We start from the raw sequence: 20,258 nt of genomic DNA, 5'->3' as shown, positions 1-20,258 counted from the left end.
GGTAAGATGGGTGTACCGGCCCATGGGCCCTCCCGATGTCTGGTTGTCGTAAGCAAACACCATGCTATCGGGAACCCATGGGCCCATATCATTCACACCCGTTGCACTTGCTCTGAAAATTCAAGAGAACAAAACTTATATGCTCAATACTGGGGACGCGGCCTTCATCGATTGCCACAAACCATATTCTCATTCGACTTTCGAACACCTGTGGTCGCTGAAATGGTGCCATTTCTTCGGCCCCTCCATGCCCGCAATCTATGAGAAATACCGAAATCGCGGCGGGTCTCCGGTCTGCCACCCAGAATCATTGGCTCCGCTCGAAGCTACTCTCGATGATTTATATACGTTTTGTTCGAATTGTAAGATTTCCTTGGGTGTGGGCTGGCCTGTGCCTTTTCCAATTGCGGTTTGCGTTTTCTGGCGGCTGAAAACGCAAACCGCGCGGGTCACCTCCGCATTCGGTTCAAATCACAAAGTGTGCTGGAAACTGGACATTATTTTGCTCTGTTCCAAGCGATTGCTTCTGGGACTATAGAATGTGTCAGAACTAGAAGTTCGGCATAAGACCGGGAATTGGTTTTGTAGCGCAGCCCTATTCTCAATGACTGCTGTTTTAACGTTATTGTTCTCTCTTATTAAAAGAACGGATTTTCTTGATGATTTTCATTTTATATGTGTCAATCCAAAACATGTTTAGCTTTTGAAAGATGATAAGTGGAATTTGCTTCTTGCTCTGAGGGATTTGATTTAATCCTATAAATCTATCTGGACGAATACTGATAACACTTGCGCTAAAATCTTTATCATTAATCCTCATGTGTCTTGATTGAAGATGCATATAAAGGTAATCACGTTTCGTAATAGATGACTTCGAATTATCCCAAGCAATTTCATGCACTCCACTATTGGTAAAATAATAACCAACTCTAGAATAGGGTAATGAAATCACAGAAAAACCTTGTGTTCGTGGATTATATTTTGTTCTTGTGATTACGCTTTTTTGAGTGCTAACGTTGTAAGATAAATCTTCTTCGAATATTTCACAATTATCTTGTTTGAAAATTGAATGAACATTTTTACGATTTGGATTCATCCAGCAAGCAACATTTTCATCAAAAACATAGATTTTGCTGGTAGTGAACGCCTCGCGATAAATCTCGTGTCCATTGAGAGGTTTCATAAAACGACGATTATTTTCGTGTGTATTACGATAGATGGTCAAATGTCCGGCTGCAAATACTTTGTCATATCCTTTTTCGAGAATTGGTGTCAATATTTTTCCTAGATTTCCGAAGATCAAGTCACAGTCACAATGTCCCCAGTATTCATAGTTTTGGATATATTCTTCGAACAAGAAACCATAAGCAGGCTTAAAATCGCAAAGTTTGTAAGGTCTGGGAATGCAAGGTTTGAATCCTAGTTTAATGGCAGCATTTGTTTTGAACTCATTCAGAGTCATTGGCACGACGTGAACATTCGAAGGATATACGTAATGCTCTGTGTTGTCAGTGAAAATTAGAAAATCGTAGGATGGATTAGCTTTACAAGAACGTAAGAAAAGAGGAAAATAATTATTGAATTTGCCGAAATATGGAAGTATTAAGACGCATTTTTTCATGCTTTTGCTCCTGCCCTAAAATGTTGTAGGGCCCGATGGTTTGCACACTTTGACCATACCTATCCTTGGTGCAAGGGTAAGTTCGCTGCCTTAGGTTGTTATCAAGATGTGGCATGTTAAGGTAGTGGTATGTGCTTGTACTGTAATGTGAAATGAACCAAATCGCCACGATAATGGTCTTCAGGGGAAGTCAAACAAAAAGGCGATGTTAAAGATAACAAAGTTTAGGTTTGTATTTTTCCTCCTGTATCTCAGCGTGTTTATAACAGTCTGTGTCGTTATTCTGTGTGATCACCCTCCGATACTCCAGCGCATGTGCCGTTGGATGAAGAAGTTGCTCGCATAGCAGATGCCCATTGCAAGTATGACGATGAACAATCCCACTGCTAGCTCGAGCGGGAGATTCATCGTGGCAATGGGGAGTTTGATGACGGAAAACAGCCCGAATTTCACGACCTTCAGAGCGATGTCGTTGAGGGCGTAGAACACGAGGCTGTCGCGCCCGATGACGCTCAGCCATTCGTATTCGGGGATTAGAAGGCTGGCGCTAATGGACGTGGCGATTCCTGCTAGCGTGGTGAGGAAAACGAGCGGCCATGATGCAGGGCTTGTGCACACGGGATGTGTGACGGTGATGAATTCTAGGCTGAGGAACGCTAGGAGCCCGGCGGCGAAGCATGCGACTTTTTGTATTACCGGGATATGATCCCAGCTGCGGATATCGAAGGTTTGCGCGATGAGGTGTCCCAGTCCCACATAGGCGGTGGCCTCGAATATCCTACCCAGTTGAAATGGCATGGTGTCTCGCCATACAGCACCTGCCGTGGCGTAATCGGTGGCGAGACAGAGTAGGAGCACGATCAGTTGTGCGATCCGGTTGCCTTTCGTAAGACGGAGTATGAGCCACAGGGCCAGTAGGGCGACAAACAGCGACCATAAAAACCAAAGCCCGGAATTTCCTTGTGACAGGACGATCGATAGGATCTCGTGAAGGGGGTTTGTAGTGGTGGATTTGCCGGCTTCGGCGTATAAAGAAGGCTGCAACAGCTTCACCACAGGTGAGATAAGAGCAAGCACTGAGAACACATAGTAGGGGATCAGCAGTGTGCGTGCTCGTTTGCGTGCTAGATCGGACAGGCGGACTCCCGGTTTGAAGAATAATCCACTGAGGAGGAAGAACAGTGGCATGTGGAATGTGTAGATGGCATCGAGCGCGGGTTGGAGCAGCGGAAACCATGTTTCTCCCAGATGTCCGAAGAATACCAGGAACATGGCAAGCGCGCGGGCGATGTCGATCCATTGGATGCGTTGTTGAGAGTGCATTGCTTAATCCTTATTAGTAACGGAATAGGAGTCATTTATCGGAGGTCAATTTGAATTTGCAAATATCTTTTGTCAAATCAATGTGAACTTTGTCAAGTATTCTTGAATACTGTCGACATTCTATTTGAACACACCAATCTATTGGTTGAGTTTTAGGTTCGAGGCAGATAATGATGCTCCTTTTTCATATGAGCAGATGACGATCCGAGAATGTTGTGCTATCAATACGTACACTTTGTATGTTTCTGCGGGGGGTTGCTGATGCCTATAAGAATTGGCGCGAAACGCTTAATCATGACATGGGCGACAAGACAAATGCATACAGCGATAGCGACGATTGCGCAACTGATAAGCAGACTAGAGCGTAATGTCGAACTATTAGTTCTGACGATCATTGTACAACATTGAATAACTACGCGTTTAACTGGCTCATGTGCACACATAATAGTTAATGAAGCCGCGCCAATGTAACGTAAAGCAGAATTGTCCGCAGCTGAACAAAGACACACTGAAGAGACGAAACCTAAGAGAGATGCAATGAGCATCCACGCGATATTCGAGACAACAGCAAGATTCAAATTCACATTAAGATTAGTGATTTGAACAAATGCCCATAGCAATGCAGAACCGATGATCCCCAATACAGCGACACCTAGTCGTATAGAAGAAAAATGACGAATGATATTATCGACAGGCGACAATAGCGGTTGTAGAAGATAGCCGATAATGATAAACGATAACGAAAAAGGGACGATGTCCAAAGCCCAAGGCATTCGAGTTTTTAACATTGGTATCAGCCAATGCTCAGAACAATAACCGATGGCAAGACAGACTACTATAAGACCGATGAATAAAGCATGCCGTAAGATGACACGATTTGACGATGCAGAGGTTACGATTTGGAGGGTTCGCAGCAAGATGAGGAATGCTATTTCCGTAACGAACAAGCATGGTAAGAACCACATCACTGCATTCTGCGGATAATCTGACCCTGCACGGGCAAGAAACAGATTCATAAATGCGCTGGAGACAGGAATGTTATCCGGTCGTAGATGGCGTTCAATTAACGCCCAGTATACAAAAGTGAGAGTGGCAAAAAAAACATAGGGTACAAGTAGATGTTTCGCTTTATGCTTTATGGCTTCAATGAGTGGACGTGGGCGGAATAGCAATCCCGAGATAATAAAGAATAAAGCCATGTGAAATGAATAAATCCAATGAAGTATAGAGTCATAAGTACACGTATGGCCCATAACTACTAGCAAAATGCCGAATCCCTTAAGGGAATCAAGCCAATAAAAGTAGGGAAATGAAGAAGCTCCATCGGATGACTTGTCTCTATCTGTTGTCCCTTTGTCTATTGCATTATGCTGTATATATAAATTATTTCCGCTGATATATTTTTCCTTTCCGTAAACGTATTTAATAAATGTTTCGTCTATCATCATGCAAATCTTCTTTCTAAACATCTGGTTTGCATTGCTTTTTGATTTGAAAGGAGGTAGACTGCTGCAGCAAATAGATATACGTTCATAATGTCGGGAGGATAATAATATGATTGGTCAAAGCAAAATGCGATAGATACCGATAGGATTCCAAGAGCTGTGGTTTTTCCGTATTTCGATTTCCAGCAATGAATAATTAACAAAATAAGACCACTATAAAATGCAATAGTACAAGGTAAGCCAAATGTGGCAAAAAAATCCGGTAACCCCTCGCCACGAAAATCTGCTTGGGGATTTTTTCCCAATAAGAACTGACGAATGAGTGTTATTGTATCCATATTGCTAATAGATGAAAAAATAATATTCCATTGCTCTGTTCTGCCGCTGGCCGTAGGGTCAGCAACTGTTTGAGTTATTAATCGATCCAAAAACTTGGACATCATTGTCGAGTTGTAGCTGAGAAAGATGGCCATGATGACCAATCCTGTTATACAGCCACCTATTATATTTTGTCGTAATCTGCTTGGAGTTCGTTTTATATATTGTATTAAAATAAAAAGTAAGACAAGAATGAAAGGAATTTGGATAGAGCGTGATCCAGATAGCATAAATCCGATAAATCCTAGAAATAGTGCACATAATTTAGCAATGTTCCACTTGTGGTCGATTGGGAGTCGATTCAATAGATAACTGAGACCAAGTGCATCAAATAATCCAAATGAATTGCCATTTTGATATGTTGAAATCATTTTTTCAGCTGTGCCATCGACACTTAGACCGATGGGCTTATCAAAAATGCTCTGTCCATAAGTATAGGTGATTCCTTCAATGGCTGTATTCTCAATTCCTGCTGTGTATTGAGCTACTGCGTAGAGATTGACAATCAGCATCGCACAGATAACAATTTTGGTAAATTTTTCGGCATTTAGGCGCAATGCTGAGACGGCAACTAGTGGAGAGCCTATTACGATGAGCATTTGAGAAAGTGCATATGGCGATACTCCTTGTGCGACAGCCAGTAACATAGAATGTAAGCCGAACACAAATAGAAGAGCATAAGCAACAGCAAGGTCATGATATTTCTGAATACTTAATAAAGTTTGGTTAGGATGGCGTAATACTACATATGCCGTTAAAAGTAAGTTAAGTGTAAGAGGCAAGCCTGAAACCTGAGCTCCAGCTTTAGGGAAAGCCATTGTAATAAAAGTAAAGATGGTATCCATTTGTCTTCTTTATATTAGTTCAAGATATGAGAACTATTGTTAGAATAGGTCTCTAACTGTTATTAGAAAGACAATCAAAGCACGTGTAAGTTAGCGTTACTATACTTACTTTGAACTGATGATAGTAGTAATCCGTTCTCCGTAAGTTGTGAGGATCAACAAGTATAATTTTCTCACGAAAATTTTCAGCTTCGTTAGTTTTCTAAAAAACGTAAGAGTATATTTTAAGACATGTGCCGCAACTCTAATTTTTCATAATGTAGTGTTGAGACCATATTTCTGTAAAACAACTATTCTATAGTTGATTGGTCTGTTGTGTGTGGTATAGGAGACGAATATCATGATACGGCTTTCTATATTTAAACGATATTGCTATTGTCGTGTTCTTTTATATAGGCAAGAAATGATTCATAGTTATCGAATTGAGGATGACTTTTCATGAACGCTTGCGTAGAACGCTCCTTATTGTCATCAAGCTCGTGAACTTTTTGGAATACAGGATTCAATGCGACATTGCTGGCTCTTTGTTCAAAGAGCCAGAAGAATTCTCTTAAAATTTCCTTGCTGGGAAACTGTTTATATACAGCTTTATATTCTTCAACAAGTTGAGTGGCTTCAATAATTTGCTGTGTTCGACGCTTGGCAATGAATGTGTCTAAATTTGATATCTTTCGTGCTGGTACCCCAGCGTAGACAGCATTTCCTTCGAGTCTGCCTACAACCACACTTCCGGCACCAATGATGGTATTGTCACCAATTTCAGTGCCGCGGAGCACTACAGTTTTTTGTCCAATAAATACATTATTCCCAATATGTACTTTGCCACATGCTCCAAGTACCTCGCCTGTCAGATGTTGAATGACGCTCCAACTGTAGTCATGCTGAAGAATTGAACAATCTGCGGTGATATGCACATTGTTGCCAATTTCAATCATCCATGGCCTCTGCGTATCAATCTTTATAGACCAAGGAGTATATAAATGGACGTGACTGCCGATGCGAACACCCTGTTTTCGAAGCCAGGCAACGTATCGATCTGAAGTTGCTTTATGCCCATATATCATCCCAGATATTACATGTTTCAATGCGTGAAGCATGAATCCTCCATAAGTTTTAATCAATTAATTTTTTATTCATATGTTTATAAAATAGAAAAAGTAGCTTATATAAAGCAGGAGAATGATAAAGAAAAGAAATTTGCATACGTCTTAACGTAGGTAGCTGTATTTTTTTTCTGATTGTGGGATAAGATTTTTTCACTAAATTGATGACTTCTTTTTCATATGAACGGTATTTATCTAATTGTCTAGATGAAAGTATAGCGTCGTACATACTTACTGAAGCAAAGACATGTCCGTATAGAGCGTAATCAATACTTTCCGGATAATGCTCTTGAACTAGTCTGAGCATTTGCAGGCTGAAGCGATATTTAGCATCAGAGATGCCGCCGGATAATGTTGTTCTGGAGTATTGACAATATGAGTAGCAAGCTTTCGAGTCGTATACGATCGTCTCAGCCTTATCGAGTAAAGCATAGGTGACTGGATAATCTTCTGCTGTCTTTTCTGAAGTCGGATAACGCAGGTTTTCAAATAACGTACGTGATGCTAACTTATTCCAAGCCGCAACATCAAAATATCCTGGAAGATTTATATATCGAAATGCTTCCGCAGAGTCCATTGCTATAGGTCCTATCTTTGGGCCTATAGCATGAACTTTCCCATCTTCATATACCCTCTTGACGCCTATAATTGATAATTCAGCATCGAATGATTGGATATTTTTCATCAATGTTGCATACATATCCGGTTCAATATAGTCGTCAGAATCTACAAAACCTATATAGGAACCAGTGCATGCATCAAGTCCTGCATTGCGAGCTGATGCCAGTCCGCCATTCGTCTTGTGAATTACATGTATGCGATTATCTTTTTTTGCCCATTTTTCGCAAATACATGGACAAGAATCTGGGGATCCATCATCGACAAGAAATATTTCCATATTTGAGTATGTCTGGTTGATGATGGACTGCACGCAACGATCAAGATATGCTTCAACCTTATACACCGGCACTATTACAGAAATGAGTGGAGATGTTTTTTTGAGGTTATCATTCATTAGTGTTGTTCTTTCTTCTTAACAATTATTTTCATGAAGGGTAATAACTCAAAGCATTGAATAAGGGTAATGCCTAGGAAACAAAAAAGAGAAAACACTTGATATTGAGTAAATTGCAGAAAAACAATTGTTGTCTGTGCGGCTAAAAGAAAAAGAGTTGTTAAAAATTTGTATATATGGAAATCTATTTTCATAAATTTACGAGTATCTATCGCGCGAATAATGAAAATAAGAAGATTGGCAATCAGTGCTCCTGTTGCGGCGGATACAATTCCTAAATGACTTACTGTTGTGGCAGTCCACGCTATACAAACCATTGTTCCCGCAAAAGTTCCAAGTAATAAAGAATTGGTATGCATGTATGCTTGGTAAATTGTTCCTAGGAAATTAGAGAGGGATGCTAAATAGAATGAAAGAACCAGAATGGTAGTTATCGGCCAAACGGCGTAAAAAGATCCTTGCATTAATATTTTCGCAATGAATGAGGTCAAAAGTATTACCAAAGAACTTCCAAGCACCATTATGGCGTTGTATCCTCGCCATATAACATCGTAGAAATGTTTTAGGCTTCTGCTTCTAAACTCTTGAAACGTTGATATTTGCCAAGCTAGAGAGAAAATCTGTTGTAGTACATTCAGAAGATTTGGTATTTTCGATGCTGCTGCATATAGGCCAGAAAAGGAAATACCTAGTGTTCCGGTTAAAATCAATCTACTTGCGGTTGTCTGGATTTGGTCACATAAACTATTCGGAGCCAACGGCAAAGAATATCTCCATAAATCTTTACGGAGATGGCGTTTGTTTATCCACTCTGAAAGACTTATGAATTGATACTGCCTGCCGCCTACAATATAAATCAAAGCCGCAGAGCCATTTCCAATGATGTACGAGTAGAAATATCCAATCAAGCCAAGGTTCATGCGTGCGATGGTCACATAGGCGATAATTCCCATCAAAATTGCTGAGAGGATTGAAGCATAAGCCATAAGCCGCGTTTGATCCAGTGCCCTTGCAACAGTGGACATTACCGTGGGAAAGCATAATGCTATGTAAGATAGCAAAAACCACCATTTATATTCACCAAGACCGCCAAATATTGGTAAATCCAATAGTGGCAGCAATGCCAGCAAGACCATGCAGCTTGCAGTCATTACCACAAAACTTTCAGTAATATAGAATTTCACATTAGCTTTGTCATCGAGAATAAACCGGAGCATTCCCTCGCTGATTAATAAAGTTAGTATCGGGAACAACAAGGTGATTAGAATAGTCGCCATATCCATTACGCCGTATTCGCCCGTAGTGAAATGCAGGGTATAAAGCGGCATTAGAATAAAAGCCATCAGCTTAGTTGCTACGGCGCTGAGACCGAATAAACCTATATTAATCAGCAGATTTTTATACTTGTTCACAAATTCACCCCAGCAATTCCCTTAAACGAAGCATAAACGAATGTTCACTCATGCTCGGGGCTACAACAGCTTCATGAAGGCTCATTGCTTGCCGTCGTTCGGGAGAGTCTGCAAGCAGCATCATTGTTTCGACCAAGTTGCTTACAAGGTTTTCGTCCTGATCTAGAACAATGGCGCATTCATCATCCGCATATTCGGGGATGCCGCCTGATCTCGTGGTGATCAGCGGCTTTCCGGAAACTAGAGACTCGATAACCGCCAGCGGCGCAGGATCGTCCCAAATGCTCGGCAGAACACATATGTCCGACATGGCGTAGACCGCGGGCATATCCTCATAATTCACGAATCCGGTGAAGACGATTCGATTCTTTACCGTGGGATCGTCCGCAAGTTGGTGAAGCCGTTGTTCAAACGGGCTTGCGATGCTCGAATTGAAGAAGAATGCCCCTGCGATGACCAGCCAGACGTTTGTCTCCTTTGCGGCGACTTGCTTGAATGCCTGCAGCAGTTGTTCCGCGCCCTTTTCCTCAGTCAAACGACCGGAGAACAGGAACACGATGGCATCTTCAGGAATACCCCATTGTTTTCGGAACAATCGCCCCTGCTGTGCGGCCTCCGCCGTGCCGAAACGGGACGCGTCCACGCCGTTGCGCCAAACTGCTTTCTGGTCATCGCGCAGCCCAGGCTCGCCATGCGATCGCAGAAATGAGTCAAGCGTTTCGAGGATGTAATTCGATACGCCCAGCACCCTGCGGACCTGTGAGATCTCCTTTTTACAGCCGAAATCGTTCAAGACTTCATTGTGAAGGTGGTAATACACTTTGCCCGCATAACGCTCGGCGTTGCCGTGCTTCTGCATTGTCATGAACAATGTGGCGTGATTCTCGATCATCACCTTGTCGAAAGGGGCGTTACCGTTCGCGTCGCCATGGGCAAGGGTCTTGGCGACTTTATGTATATACCACAACCGTTGCGCGATATATCGGTAGCTCATGAGTTTCTTCTTGCGAAGCAGGTATTTGGCAGCCATGTAGATCATGCGATCCGCGCAACGTACTAGTGTCGGCGTCTTGACGAATCGGAATTGCGTGTGCTTCAGCGATTCCTCTTGGGCAACTTTTTCCGCCTCTTTGGTCCAGGACGAGAAGACGGTGAAATCGAAATCCGCAGTACGCTCGTTCTCCCGCACCATCATCATGTCAAGTGCCTCCACCGCGCCGCCAAGAACGTTGGGAACGGGAAGGTAACCAGAGGTGATTACGGCGACCCTGTTATTCATGCAATTCCCCTTGAATGATTCCCCGTAGACAATGTTTCGTACCAATTGGTAAGTTGTTTTGCACTTTGGTGGATGTCGTAGCCGGCTCGTGTAAGCTCGGTTTTTCGTCCCAAGCGCTTTATCGAGACATTCCTGGCTGATGCGACGGCCTCGGTCCATTGTGCGGGATCCGAATTCAACAAGAGGCGTTGCATCAGTTCAGGAACGACAGCGGCTTCATCTGGTACTTGGTCTGATGCGATGACTGGTAGTCCGGTTGCCTGCGCCTCGACAGCAGCCATGCCCAAACCCTCGTAAGTGGAGGGGAACAACAACACGTCGAACATGGAATACAGTTCTGCGACGTCCTCACGTACGCCGAGGAACTTGACATGATCGGCGATATCGAGCGCTCTTGACTGATGCTCAAGCTCGCCGCGGGAATCACCATCACCCACGATGACGAACACCGCATCGGGGAGCTGCTTCAACAGTTCTGCGAACATCTTTAGGGAGAATGCTTGGTTCTTTTGGAAGCATAGCCGCCCGACCTGCCCAACCACGAGCTGATTCGGATATATACCGAGTTTAGAGCGCTTCGCATCTCGTAACTGTTGGGAATAAACGAAACGATCCAAGTCGATGGCGTTCCGCATGAGATACACAGCCCCGGAATCAACTAGTTTGTCGCCGAACAGCCACCTTGCAGCGAAATCAGAGCACGCCGCATAATGGGTGGGATATACGCGAGAGAAAGGCCTTAGCACATTCTTCACCAAGGTCTTGCCGCGTTCAGCGGGATTGCTAGTGGAATGGGAGTGCGCTATGCGAACTTTTACTCCGGCTTGACTGGCGGCCATCAGAGTGAACACGCTTACTGCGTTCATATTCGAATGCACGATGTCCGGTTTGATTGTTGTGAACAGTTTTCGGCACGCATTGACATAAGCAACGGGGTTCTTATACGACGGGACGAAAAATACTCGCCCACCCAGAGACTCGATTTCATCGCGTGGCACCACAGTGGAATCGGTCTGCGCAATGAAATCAAACTGAACACGACTGTGATCAATATGCCTATAGTGGTTCATGATGGTGGCCTCGACGCCACCACCCATCATCCGCCCCACCACCTGGGCAACACGAATCGGGCCACTCATCGTGCAACCTCGACGAACAGAGCGACATCATCTCCAAACCCATCGGTGGCCAGACCACAAGCAGCACAATCGACATAACGGCCGTTATCGGCTTAGCAGTGGTGATGAGAGACAACGCAGCGACGCCAGGAGCACGCCAAACTGCCCTGTAGCACAGCACGAATGAGTGAGGAAAGACTCACACCTCAAAAGCTCAAACTCATCTTTTCGTGTAGAAATAAGCCCTTTCAAACTTGTATTTTCGTGTATAATTGAGCTATAACAAACTTGTATTTTCGTGTTTTTCTTTGATATTGCAAGCTTTTGGAGGCACTGATGTTTCACCGTAAAGCCTATGCGGCACTTGAGGCATGGAAACAGCAAACTCACGGCAAACGTGCGTTGCTTGTCGAAGGAGCGCGTCGAGTCGGGAAGAGCACACTCGTGAGGGAATTCGCCAAGAAGGAGTACTCCGCTCATCTGGTCATTGATTTCTCTGAAGCATCCGATGACATCAAAGACCTCTTCCACGAGTATCGAGCCGACGTAGATTCGTTCTTCATGTATTTGCAGGCATATACAGGCGTCTCATTACCTCGCCGGGATTCCGTCATCGTTTTCGACGAGGTGCAGCGTTTCCCCACGGCTCGCGAGTTCATCAAGCAGCTTGTTGCAGATGGACGCTATGACTATATCGAGACCGGATCTCTCATTTCGATTCGGCACAACGTGCAAGGCATAGTGGTGCCATCGGAAGAAACCTCTATGCGGTTGAACCCATTGGATTTCGAAGAGTTCTTGTGCGCATCCGGCCAAGAACCTCTTATGGAAGCCATTCGAACTTCGTACGCTCGTTTGCAGCCGCTACCCGATTCCCTACATCGCAAGGCAGAGCGGCTGTTCCGCGAATACATGCTGGTGGGGGGCATGCCGCAAACTGTTGAAGCATATATAGAAAGCAAAGATTTCGGCATAGTGGATGATGTGAAGCGAGACATTCTCACGCTGTACCGTAATGATATATCCCATTTCGGTGCCCAAGACGTTCTTCGCATTAGGCGGGTGCTCGCCACCTTGCCCAGCCAGTTGGCACGCCATGAGAAGAAGTTCAAACTATCGTCGTTGGATCGAAGCGCTCGCAGCAGGGAATACGCCGATGCATTCTTCTGGCTGTCTGATGCTTGTATCAGCGCTACTGCCTATAACGTTGACGATCCAAGCGTAGGGCTTTCCGCCAGTATGAATGAGAGTTCTTTCAAGTGCTACATGAGTGACACAGGTCTTCTCATATCCCAGTTGTTTGCAGACAATACTCGCACGCCTCATGAGCTGTATCGCGATATCCTTCTGGGCAAACTCGAGATCAACGAGGGTATGTTCACGGAAAACATCGTGGCACAACAGTTCGTAGCTTCAGGCCACAAGCTGTTTTTCTATTCAAAGCGCGATGTCGAAGACCAGTCCAACACCATGGAAATCGATTTTCTGCTGCCCAAGGAATACGATGACGCTGCCGGACGCATGAGAATCTCACCTGTGGAGGTCAAGTCAACCAAACGATACGCGGCAAGATCGCTGGACAAGTTCAAGACGAAGTTCGGCAAACGTGTTGGAACCCGCTATATTCTGCATCCCAAGCCCATGTCCGTGGAAGGAGACCTGATTCGTCTGCCGCTCTATATGGCTGACCTGCTGTAGACAGCCGCTGCCTTAACCTCCAAGGTAGGCAGCATCGCTGTCGCCATACAATAGTCAGTAGCGAACAACACCAATCCGGGCAAGAACGGGCAAGGAAGAGCATATGGGCGTTGAACAGGCACAGACATTAAGCAAAGCCGGCAATGGCGTATGGCGCACACCGCGCGCGTGCATTATCGACCACAGCGGCCGCAAAATGCTGCCCATCGGGGACGATGGGTTCGATACAGCCGCACGGAACTCGGTGCTGGTGGACAAGTCCCAGCTCATCGTGGATATTCTCAACAGCGGATATAAAGTGATGTTGTTCTGCCGCCCGCGTAGGTTTGGCAAAACGTTGAATATGACGATGATGAAGGCGTTCTTCGAGATTCCTCCGGATGGGCACAGTCGTGCACCGCTATTCGAGGGGTCTGATGTATGGCAGGCGGAGGACGGCCGTTATCGTGCATACCAAGGTGCTTATCCAGTAATTCATCTGAGCATGCGCACGGCCAAGGGCAACACATGGAAAGCCACATATGGTTCGCTATGCTCCATGATTTCCGCTGAATACCGGCGTCATGGCTATTTGGAGAACAGCGATCAGCTGGGAGAGGCAGATCGTGGGTTCTTCCACACCATTGCCGCAGGACAAGGAACAGAACAGGAATTCGCCGATTCTCTCAGACGCTTGGCTGCCATGCTGAAGGCATACCACAATACTGGTGTGGTGGTGCTTATCGACGAATATGATGCGCCGGTGATGGCTGCATATTCCGCACCTGATGGCGGCTATTACAATCAGGCCGTTGGATTCCTGAAAACATGGATGACCGGCGTGCTGAAAGATAGTGGTGAATCGTTAGCATTCGCCTGCTTGACCGGCGTGCAGCGTATCAGCAAGGAGTCCATTTTCAGTGATCTCAACAATCTGGTGGTCAATACCGCGCTGTCTACGGAATTCGATGAACGATACGGGTTCACGGAAGAGGAAGTGGCAGCTCTTGGCGAGTATCTGGGGCATAGCGGCTTCGAGAGCGAAGCGAAGGAATGGTATGACGGCTACCGGTTTGGCAAGCAGGATGTCTACAACCCGTGGAGCATACTGAACTACTTCAAACAGGATTGCGAGCCAGATGTCTATTGGGGCAACACTTCCGGTAATTCCGTAGTGGGCGATTTGATTCGCAACGCCGATCAGGAAACGTTGAACGATGTGTATAGTCTGATGAATCCAGATGGCGTAGTGGTAGCCCCGCTGGATCTAGGCATTGTATTCCCCGATTTGAAAGCCAAGCCCCAAGCAATCTGGTCAATGCTGTATTTGGCCGGATACCTAACCACGCAGGATGTGAAAGCGCCAAGTCGAGTCGACGTGCCGCGCCGACTTCGTATCCCCGATTTGGAAATCTCCTTGCTCTATAAAACGGAGATCATCAGCAGGTTTGCGGACATGGCAGGCGGCAATGTTCGTCTATTGGACTTCCAGCAAGCGTTGGTTGCCGGTGATAAGGATAAAGTGCAGCGCGAGCTGACGAACATTCTGAGAGATGGAGTCTCCAGTTTCGATATGATGTCAGAGAACTCGTTGCATATGTTGATGCTCGGTCTCTGCTTCGGAGTGCCCGGCTATAGCGGGCCACAGTCCAACAGGGAATCTGGGTATGGTCGTTACGACATACGTTTGGCTCCCGGCGGAGATACTGATGCTGATCTGTCGTTCGTAGCACCGAAGATTCGGCCACTGGTCACCATAGAGCTGAAGTTCATCAAGTCAAAAGACCTCGCAACCAACGCGGATATGGACACAGTGCTGACCGACAAGGCACATGAAGCACTGCAGCAGATTGCGGAACGGGGCTACGACGAGGGCGCTTTGCCGAAGAACGCCCAAGGACGGTTACGTTGGGGCGTTGCAGTCTGTGGTAAGCACTGCGCCGTGGCGGCGGAGCGCCTGGACTGAACATGGATTGACAGAACCGTAGCTGTAAGTCCTTATATATAGTGCAGCTAGACGGGAGTCGGCACACTCGTTTGTCACGAGTGTGCCGACTCCCGCTTTTGTGTCACCCAATACCCCCGAAGATGGGCGCGTTGTGTGAAGTCTTCTCAGAATGATACGGGGGTATTGATTAGGGGTACCCCCGTAGTTGTATACTGGCGGCAATTGAGCAACAGCCAAAACGGCGCAGCATGAGAGAAGGAGGCCCGCGGTGGAACAGCATTTTGCCGATAACGGCCGTTATGTCGATTGTGCGTTTCCGCTGTTGTGCCGCGGTATGGGGGTCTCTCTGTGAGGATTGCGATGGTGGGCCATAAGCGCATTCCGTCGCGCGAGGGTGGCATCGAGATCGTGGTGGAGGAGCTTGCCACCCGCATGGCAGCGCATGGCGAGCGCGTGGTCGCGTATAACCGCAAGGGGCACAACGTCGCCGGCGCGCAGTATGACGGTTCGGCCAATCAGCATGACGCTCCTTATATATACAAGGGTGTGAGGGTCGTACCGGTTACCACCATCGATGCTAAAGGTCTGGCTGCTTTGTCCTCGTCGTTCTTCGCCACGTTGAAGGCGATCAAAGCACGTCCGGATGTGATTCATTATCATGCGGAGGGCCCGTGCGTGCCGTTGCGTTTGGCGCATTGGATGGGCATTCGCACTGTGGCCACGATTCATGGTCTTGATTGGCAGCGTGCCAAGTGGGGTCGGTTCGCTTCCATGTATCTGAAGTTGGGCGAGCGCACGGCCGCGAAGTGTGCGGATGAGGTCATTGTGCTAAGTCGTAACGTACAGCGGTATTTCAAGGATACGTATGGTCGTGATACGCGATTCATTCCCAACGGCATCGAACGCCATCAACCGGTGCCGGTGCAGGAGATTGCCGAGCGTTTCGGTCTCGCGAAGGACGATTACGTGCTGTTCCTCGGTCGTATCGTGCCGGAGAAGGGCGTGCACTATCTGATTGAGGCATTCAAACGACTCGGCACCGATAAGAAGCTGGTAATCGCCGGCGGCTCCTCGGATTCCTCCGAGTACTACGAGCAGATCAAAGCCGCCGCAGCCGAGGATCCACGTATTATTCTTACCGGCTTCATCGAGGGCCGGACCTTGGAGGAGCTGTACAGCAACGCCTACCTGTACGTGTTGCCCAGCGATCTTGAGGGCATGCCGATGAGCCTGCTGGAGGCCATGAGCTACGGCAACGCCTGCCTGACCTCCGACATCCCCGAATGCGCCGAGGTTGTGGGCGACCATGCGGTTACGTTCCGCCACGGCGATGTTGATGATTTGCATGACCAGTTGGGCGATCTGCTGTCGGATTCCAACCGTGTAGCCAAGTTGAAGGCCGAGGCCGCGGACTATATCACCAACAAGTACGACTGGGATCAGGTGGTGGATCAGACGCTCGCCCTGTATCGCGGGGAGGCGTGAGCGATGCGAGTGCTTCTGGTCAACAAATACTTCTACCGCAAGGGCGGTGCCGAAACCTATTTCTTCGCTTTGGCCGAAGGATTGAAGGCGCTCGGCCATGAGGTCGCGTTCTTCTCCATGCAGCACCCGCAGAACGAGCCCAGCTATTGGAGCAAGTACTTCGTCTCCGAAAAGGATTACGTGGGCAAGATCTCCGCGTTCCAGCAAGCGAAGGAAGCAGCGACGCTGATCTACTCCTTCGAGGCGAAACGCAAGTTCGAAGCGCTGCTGGAGGAATTCAAGCCGGATGTGATCCATCTGAACAATGTGCATCGCCAGCTGACGTTGTCGATTCTGGATGCGCCATACCTGAAGCGCCACCGTGTGCCCGTGGTCTACACCGCGCACGACTACATTCTCCTGTGCCCCGCCTACACGATGGTCAACGGGCACGGCGAAGTGTGCGACCTGTGCCTGGATCGCCGGTTCAAGCATGCCTTGGACAACACCTGCGTCAAAGGTTCCAAGGCGAAAAGCGCCTTGGCCATGATGGAGGCGGAATTCCTCAAGTGGCATAAGAGCTATGACAAGATCGATCTGATCATCGCGCCATCCGAGTTCATGAAAAGCAAGCTCGAGGAAGGTGGGTATGCCGGCCGTGTCGTCGCCATGCAGAACTTCCTGACCGCAAGTCAGATGGACATGGCCCAGCAGGTGGCCAACACCCATAAGTTCGAGGATGAGGCGGCCGGAGCACATCCTTATTTCCTGTTCTTCGGCCGTTTAAGCAAGGAGAAGGGCATTCTCACACTCGTGCAAGCCTTCCTCAAAGCCGCAGGCTTGCAGCAGCAGCCTTCATTGTCCCTATTGGGTGCCTCATCCTCCCGAACGGAGTCTTCTACTTCCTCGTCATCCCGAGCGGGGCGCAGCGAAGTCGGGGGATCTCATCCCCTACTCCCCTCCAACTGGGATCTTCACATCGTAGGCGACGGTCCCGAACGTCAGGCCATCGAACAAATGATTAACTCCGCTGGCCCAGAAGCCCAATCCCGAATCAAACTCCTGGGTTACAAAACCGGCGAGGATCTCCAACACGAAGTCGGCAACGCCCGTTTTTCCGTACTCTGCTCCGAATGGCGTGAGAACATGCCCTACTCCGGGCTCGAATCCCTCGCCGCGCAAACCCCTGTGATAGGCGCGCGCATCGGAGGCATCCCCGAACTCGTGGAGGAAGACCACACCGGATACACCTTCGAATCCGGCAACGTTGACGATCTTGCCGACAAGCTTTACCAAGCCGCAAGCGTCGACAAGGCAGCATACGGAACCATCCAGCAGAATTGTGTTCAATATATAGAACATCACTGCGAGCAGGATACGTACATTCAGCGTCTTGCAGACTCCTATCGACACACATTTCTGCAGTCTTTCGCTTCCAATCAGAGCAAGGAGGCTGAATAATGCGTCCCAAAGTTAGCATCGTCGTGCCAATGTATAACGTCGAACGATATCTGAGGCCGTGTGTTGATAGTCTCCTTGGCCAGACTCTTCAGGATATCGAAATTCTTCTGGTGGATGATGGTTCTCCCGATCGTTGTGGTGCCATCGCCGATGAGTATGCAGTCAAGGATCCTCGGGTGAATGTATTTCATCAGGAAAACGCCGGATTGGGTCCCGCTCGCAACACTGGCATCGAACACGCTCGGGGCGAATACGTCGGATTTGTCGATTCCGACGATTGGGTCGATACAGAAATGTTCGCGAACCTATATACTGCCGCCACCCAACATGACGCGGATATAGTAGTCGGCGGCCATCGGGATATGGTCAATGGCCATGTACGCATCACCAAGCGGCATCCATTGGCGAATACTGTGTTGAGCGGAAGCGATGAAATCATGCCCGTTCGCAACAAGTTGTTCGGGCATTCACTTGAAGACACAACCGTTGAATCGTTCCCTATGCGCGTCTGGACGACCATCTACCGCAACAGCATGCTGCAGGACAAAAGGCTTCGGTTCGAGGAGATTCTCTCAGAAGACACGATTTTTAATCTGTCCGCTTATCGTGAAGCATCCATCATCGTGTTCACCGATAATACGAACTACTGCTATCGCATGGATAATCAGCCATCAATCATGCGATCCTTCTCTCCAGACAAGCTCATTCGTTATGAGACTTTCATCACGAGGCTCTGGCAACTGGCCGAGCAAGAACAGATCGACCATGATGAATGTCTGATACGCGTTAAACGCACAGCAATCGATTATTGCCGTCTGTATGCAGGATTGGTAGTTGACGGTAACGTGTCGATTCCGAGCAAGCTTCGTTATCTACATCAGCTGACTGACAGTGAATTATGTGTTCGCTACAGCGCGAGTTACCCATTGAAAAAGCTACCTCGGCAGCAGAGGATGTTCCATCAAGCGCTGCTTCATGGCCGAGAGTGGGAGGTCCTCCTCTTGATGCAAGCGCGACAGGTTTTGAAAAAGAAGGTGTGGAAATAATGGTGGCAGGGCATAATAGTCTGAAGCGAATCACCCACCGCATATATGAGGAACTACGGGCTACACGAGCAATTGCTGCGCAGACGTCATGGAGTGACGCACTAGAGACGTTTCGCGCGAAATGCGATATCCAGGTGATGAACCGCAACGGGTTCAAAGAACCTCCTGCAGTGCGTGATCGTCTGATTCGCAAGCATGAGATCATGCTCGACTACTTTGAAAAGCGATACGGTGCTTTCTACCGTAATTACGATTACGATGCTCCTCTTCCTCCGGCTGATCCAGATATGACTGGGCGGATTTGGCTGTGTTGGTGGCAAGGAATCGAGAACGCTCCCGAAATCGTAAAACGATGTGTTGAATCCATTCAACGCAATGCCGGCGATCATGAAGTAACAATCATCACCGAGAAGAATGTGGAACAATATGTGAAATTTCCGCAATGGGTTAAGGATAAACGATCCAGAGGTGTAATGTCTTTGACTCATTACTCTGATTTGTTGCGTTTGTGTCTTCTTGCTGATTATGGAGGAACTTGGTTAGACGCAACATTCTTATGTACAGGCGATTTGGAACAAATTGCGTTTGGCAAACCGGTATTCTCTATCAAGAGGCCTGGATACTTACATTGTTCAGTCGCACAAGGTTATTTCGCTAATTATTCATTAGGCTGTGACAAAACAAACCGTTGGATATTTCGAGCTTTGAGGGATTTTTACCTTCACTATTGGCAGAATAACGATTATCTAATCGATTATTTGCTTACCGACTATCTAATTGTACTTGCGCAACGACATGATTCACGTATTGCGGAAGCTTTTGCAGCAATTAAGCCCAACAATCCTCGTTGCGATGACCTATGGATCAAGCTCGGTGACAAATTTGACGAAAACGAATGGCAAACATTGAAAGCTCACACCTCTCTATTCAAATTAACTTGGAAACAGGAATATCCCAAAACCGTCAACAATGAAACAACCTATTATGGAGTACTTCTTAATGGAAATTTGAAATAGCTACCATAGAACATTCCTATTCTGACATCAAGCGAACACAAAGTTCATACCATATAGAAAGGCCATATGATGACAACTGTCTCATCTTGGCATAGTCCCCTTCGACT

General features: G+C 47.1%; 15 protein-coding genes. 6 read left to right on the top strand and 9 right to left on the bottom strand.

Going from position 1 to position 20,258, the window contains the following annotated elements:
* Positions 1-622: 622 nt before the first annotated feature.
* The 9 genes from G1C95_RS12260 to G1C95_RS12220 form a co-directional block, all read right to left on the bottom strand.
* Complete coding sequence (locus tag G1C95_RS12260) at positions 623-1,621, bottom strand: DUF6625 family protein (protein ID WP_335341435.1); 999 nt, start codon at positions 1,619-1,621, stop codon at positions 623-625.
* A 291-nt stretch (positions 1,622-1,912) separates the two neighbouring features.
* A complete protein-coding gene (locus tag G1C95_RS12255; protein ID WP_169173238.1) occupies positions 1,913-2,944 on the bottom strand; it encodes an acyltransferase family protein in 1,032 nt (343 codons plus the stop codon).
* A gap of 221 nt (positions 2,945-3,165) precedes the next feature.
* The gene (locus G1C95_RS12250; RefSeq protein WP_169173237.1) at positions 3,166-4,392 is read right to left on the bottom strand and encodes an acyltransferase family protein; all 1,227 of its coding nucleotides are present in this window, start codon (positions 4,390-4,392) and stop codon (positions 3,166-3,168) included.
* Complete coding sequence (locus G1C95_RS12245; protein WP_169173236.1) at positions 4,389-5,612, bottom strand: O-antigen ligase family protein; 1,224 nt, start codon at positions 5,610-5,612, stop codon at positions 4,389-4,391. Before G1C95_RS12245 ends, G1C95_RS12250 begins: the two co-directional genes overlap by 4 nt.
* A 359-nt stretch (positions 5,613-5,971) precedes the next feature.
* Positions 5,972-6,709 (bottom strand): acyltransferase, encoded by a 738-nt coding sequence (locus G1C95_RS12240; RefSeq protein WP_169173235.1) that lies wholly within the window; start codon positions 6,707-6,709, stop codon positions 5,972-5,974.
* Between the two features lie 16 nt (positions 6,710-6,725).
* On the bottom strand, positions 6,726-7,730 hold the full coding sequence (locus G1C95_RS12235) for a glycosyltransferase family 2 protein (RefSeq protein ID WP_169173234.1): 1,005 nt from the start codon (positions 7,728-7,730) through the stop codon (positions 6,726-6,728).
* The gene (locus G1C95_RS12230) at positions 7,730-9,142 is read right to left on the bottom strand and encodes an oligosaccharide flippase family protein (protein WP_169173233.1); all 1,413 of its coding nucleotides are present in this window, start codon (positions 9,140-9,142) and stop codon (positions 7,730-7,732) included. The genes G1C95_RS12235 and G1C95_RS12230 overlap by 1 nt, the downstream gene beginning before the upstream one ends.
* A 4-nt stretch (positions 9,143-9,146) precedes the next feature.
* Positions 9,147-10,421, bottom strand: coding sequence for a glycosyltransferase family 4 protein (locus G1C95_RS12225; protein ID WP_169173232.1), 1,275 nt, complete (start codon positions 10,419-10,421; stop codon positions 9,147-9,149).
* Positions 10,418-11,560 carry a glycosyltransferase family 1 protein gene (locus G1C95_RS12220; protein ID WP_169173231.1) on the bottom strand — a complete coding sequence of 381 codons (1,143 nt, stop codon included), beginning with the start codon at positions 11,558-11,560 and terminating at the stop codon, positions 10,418-10,420. The genes G1C95_RS12225 and G1C95_RS12220 overlap by 4 nt, the downstream gene beginning before the upstream one ends.
* A gap of 315 nt (positions 11,561-11,875) precedes the next feature.
* Here G1C95_RS12220 and G1C95_RS12215 point away from each other — a divergent pair, with 315 nt between their 5' ends.
* The 6 genes from G1C95_RS12215 (at position 11,876) to G1C95_RS12190 (ending at position 20,151) form a co-directional block, all read left to right on the top strand.
* On the top strand, positions 11,876-13,237 hold the full coding sequence (locus tag G1C95_RS12215) for an ATP-binding protein (RefSeq protein WP_169173230.1): 1,362 nt from the start codon (positions 11,876-11,878) through the stop codon (positions 13,235-13,237).
* Between the two features lie 103 nt (positions 13,238-13,340).
* Positions 13,341-15,182 (top strand): AAA family ATPase, encoded by a 1,842-nt coding sequence (locus G1C95_RS12210; RefSeq protein WP_169173229.1) that lies wholly within the window; start codon positions 13,341-13,343, stop codon positions 15,180-15,182.
* Positions 15,183-15,512: 330 nt separating this feature from the next.
* Positions 15,513-16,649 (top strand): glycosyltransferase family 4 protein, encoded by a 1,137-nt coding sequence (locus G1C95_RS12205; protein ID WP_169173228.1) that lies wholly within the window; start codon positions 15,513-15,515, stop codon positions 16,647-16,649.
* A gap of 3 nt (positions 16,650-16,652) precedes the next feature.
* Positions 16,653-18,089 carry a glycosyltransferase gene (locus G1C95_RS12200; RefSeq protein WP_169173227.1) on the top strand — a complete coding sequence of 479 codons (1,437 nt, stop codon included), beginning with the start codon at positions 16,653-16,655 and terminating at the stop codon, positions 18,087-18,089.
* Positions 18,089-19,135 carry a glycosyltransferase gene (locus G1C95_RS12195; protein WP_169173226.1) on the top strand — a complete coding sequence of 349 codons (1,047 nt, stop codon included), beginning with the start codon at positions 18,089-18,091 and terminating at the stop codon, positions 19,133-19,135. The genes G1C95_RS12200 and G1C95_RS12195 overlap by 1 nt, the downstream gene beginning before the upstream one ends.
* On the top strand, positions 19,135-20,151 hold the full coding sequence (locus tag G1C95_RS12190) for a capsular polysaccharide synthesis protein (RefSeq protein WP_169173241.1): 1,017 nt from the start codon (positions 19,135-19,137) through the stop codon (positions 20,149-20,151). Before G1C95_RS12195 ends, G1C95_RS12190 begins: the two co-directional genes overlap by 1 nt.
* The last annotated feature ends 107 nt before the right edge of the window (positions 20,152-20,258 follow it).

It is taken from the genome of Bifidobacterium oedipodis (genome assembly GCF_012932425.1).
GTDB classification, from domain to species: Bacteria; Actinomycetota; Actinomycetes; order Actinomycetales; family Bifidobacteriaceae; genus Bifidobacterium; species Bifidobacterium oedipodis.
Note: the sequence above shows the minus strand (reverse complement) of the source record. Positions and strands in the feature narration are given on the sequence as shown.